Source organism: Streptomyces sp. NPDC058157 (assembly GCF_042884105.1).
Classification (GTDB): Bacteria; Actinomycetota; Actinomycetes; order Streptomycetales; family Streptomycetaceae; genus Streptomyces.
Genome location: NZ_JBHVUQ010000410.1, coordinates 1 through 2,034, shown reverse-complemented (window position 1 = coordinate 2,034; position 2,034 = coordinate 1). Strand labels below are relative to the sequence as shown.

General features: G+C 74.0%; 3 protein-coding genes. 2 read left to right on the top strand and 1 reads right to left on the bottom strand.

All coding sequences use genetic code 11. From position 1 onward, the window contains the following. Nucleotides 1-356 (bottom strand): aldo/keto reductase (locus ACFVXK_RS38420; protein WP_389621993.1); only part of this gene is annotated, 356 nt, incomplete at its 3' end. A 120-nt stretch (nt 357-476) separates the two neighbouring features. Between ACFVXK_RS38420 and ACFVXK_RS38415 the strand changes: the two genes are divergently transcribed. Beyond that, on the top strand, nt 477-1,130 hold the full coding sequence (locus tag ACFVXK_RS38415; RefSeq protein ID WP_389621990.1) for a TetR/AcrR family transcriptional regulator: 654 nt from the start codon (nt 477-479) through the stop codon (nt 1,128-1,130). A gap of 162 nt (nt 1,131-1,292) precedes the next feature. Further along, nucleotides 1,293-2,034, top strand: a 742-nt coding sequence (locus ACFVXK_RS38410) for an ATP-binding cassette domain-containing protein (RefSeq protein WP_389621987.1), incomplete at its 3' end; no start/stop codon positions are given.

The following is a 2,034-nucleotide window of genomic DNA, read 5'->3' as shown; positions in this document are numbered from 1 at the left end:
GTGCCGAGCCGGCGCAGGGCGTCCTCGACCGCTGTGATGAGGCGGGAGCGGGAGGTGCCGTGGTCGCCGGGGCCGTCACCGGTCGGCAGTCCCGCCTTGGTGGAGATGAGCACCTGGTCGCGGCGGCCCTTGACGGCCTGGCCGAGTACCTCTTCGGAGGCGCCCGCCGAGTAGACGTCGGCGGTGTCGAAGAGGGTGATGCCGGCGTCGAGGCAGATGTCGACGAGTCGGCGGGCTTCCTTGGCGTCGGTGCTGCCCCAGGCGCCGAAGACGGGCCCCTGGCCGCCGAAGGTGCCGGCGCCGAATCCGAGGACGGGGACCTTGAGGCCGGACGCACCGAGCTGCCTGTATTCCATGACGGACTCCTCCCACGAGCTGTAATGGGACCATGGACCCATTAAGGTGGTCTCAACGTAACAGCCGATCTCCACTAATGGAACCAGGGACCCGTTATGACGTTGCCGAGTGATGGCCCGATGTCCGCCCCGGAGGGCTCATGGGATGCCGTGGGCGCGGGAGGCGGGGCGGGTGAGCCGGGGACCGTGCGCCCCGGGGGCCGGACGGCCCGGGTGCGGGCCGCCGTACTGGAGGCCGCCGGGGACATGCTGGCCGAACAGGGCTTCCACGGGCTGGACCTGGCCGAGGTCGCCCGGCGGGCCGAGGTCGGCAAGACCACCGTGTACCGGCGCTGGGGCACCGCGGCCGGGCTGGTCGCCGACCTGCTGGCGGACATGGCCGAGCAGTCACTCCCGCGCACCGCCACCGGCTCGCTCGAAGAGGACCTGCTGGCCAACGCCCGGCTCGTCCGCCGCACCCTGTCCGACCCGCGCCAGGGCCCCCTGTTCAAGGCCGTCATCGCGGCCGCCACCGGCGACGCCCGGACGGCCGAGGCCCTGCACCGGTTCTACGAGGTCCGGGTCGCGGAGTGGGCGCCCTGCGTCCAGGAGGCCGTCGGGCGGGGGGAGTTGCCCGAGGGCACGGACGCCGCCGAGGTGGTGCGCGCCGTCTCCGCCCCGCTCTACTACCGCCTGCTGACGACGGACGCCCCGCTGGACGAGGCCGCGGCGCGGCGGGCGGCCGGGGCAGCGGCCGCGGCGGCCCGCGCGGGGGCCTTCGTACGCATTCCGTAGAGGCCGGGCCGAGGCCGTGCGCCGGCCGCCCGGCACCGGCCCCCGGCGGCCGGCGCCACGCGTCGGCTACGGTAGGAGGCATGGCCACGCCCCGAGTTTCCTAGCTGAGGACCCGCTTCCACGCCAGAAGTGTGTCCTTTTGCTTTTTCGGAGCGTCCTCTCGTGATTACCGTTCGTGATGTCGAGCTGCGCGCAGGTGCCCGCCTGCTGCTCTCGGACATTTCCCTCACCATCTCTCCCGGTGACCGTATCGGCCTGGTCGGCCGCAACGGCGCGGGGAAGACCACCTTGATGACCGCCCTGGCCGGGCGGGCCGAGTCCACCGCCGGGACGATCACCCGTACCGGTCCCGTCGGGTTCCTCGCGCAGGACTCCCGCGCCGCCGACCAGACGGTGACGGTCACCGACCGGATCCTGTCCGCGCGCGGTCTGGACGCCGCGCTCCACCGCCTGCGCACCGCCGAGGCCGCGATGGCCGGGGCCGCCGGCCCGGGCGCCCTGGAGCGGGCGATGCGCGCCTACGCCGGGGCGGAAGCGGCGTTCCAGGCCGCGGGCGGGTACGCGGCCGAGGCGGAGGCCGCCCGGGTGGCGGCGGGGATGGGCCTGCCCGAACGGGTACTGGCCGAGCCCGTCGGCAACCTCTCGGGCGGGCAGCGGCGCCGGGTGGAGCTGGCGCGGCTCCTGTTCGCCGGGCACGGCGGCGTGCTGCTGCTGGACGAACCGACCAATCACCTGGACGCCGATTCCATCGGCTGGCTGCGCGCCTTCCTGCGCGAGTACCAGGGCGGCCTGGTGCTGATCAGCCACGACACCGCGCTGCTCGCCGGTGTCGTCAACCGGGTCTTCCACCTGGATCCCACCCGGGCGGCCATCGACGTCCACAACACCGGCTGGACCACCTACC